The organism is Brevibacillus sp. YAE8, from assembly GCF_057543335.1.
This window is the reverse complement of the sequence record NZ_BAAIYG010000125.1, coordinates 1-568: the sequence shown is the minus strand read 5'-3', so window position 1 is coordinate 568 and position 568 is coordinate 1. Positions and strand designations below refer to the sequence as shown.

Sequence of the window (568 nt, the reverse complement as noted above, 5' to 3'; positions counted from 1 at the left end):
ACACGCTGGATACCGGAGCGGAGTTGGCGGTGAACGATTTGCGCAGCGCGCTGGCGCAGGAGCTGCCGGGGTACATGATCCCGTCGTACTTCGTGGAGCTGGAGCGCCTGCCTCTGACGCCGAACGGAAAGATTGACCGGAAGGCGCTGCCGGCGCCGGAAGGGGAAGCGGGAAGCGGAACGGAGTACGTCGCACCGCGCAATGAGCTGGAACCGAAGCTGGCGGCGACTTGGCAAGGGGTGCTGGGGCTTGCGAAGGAGATTGGCGTTCACGACAACTTCTTCGACATCGGCGGCCACTCCCTGCGGGCGACGACGCTGGCGGGCAAGGTATTTAAGGAATTAAACGTCAACCTGCCGCTGCGCGACGTATTCCGTCACTCGACGATTGCGGCGATGGCTGAGGCGATCGCCCGGATGGAACGGCGGGAGCATGAGGCCATTCCTCAAGCGGAGGAGAGAGAGTACTACCCTCTGTCCTCCGCGCAGAAACGGCTGTTCATTCAGCACACGCTGGATGGAGCGGATCAGCTTTACAACATGCCGGAGCTGGTGCAGGTGGAAGGCGA

1 protein-coding gene is annotated in these 568 nt (G+C 62.7%); it reads left to right on the top strand.

Annotation, left to right across the window (positions count from 1 at the left end):
- Positions 1-568, top strand: a 568-nt coding sequence (locus AC27IT_RS27945; protein ID WP_487092284.1) for a phosphopantetheine-binding protein, incomplete at both ends; no start/stop codon positions are given.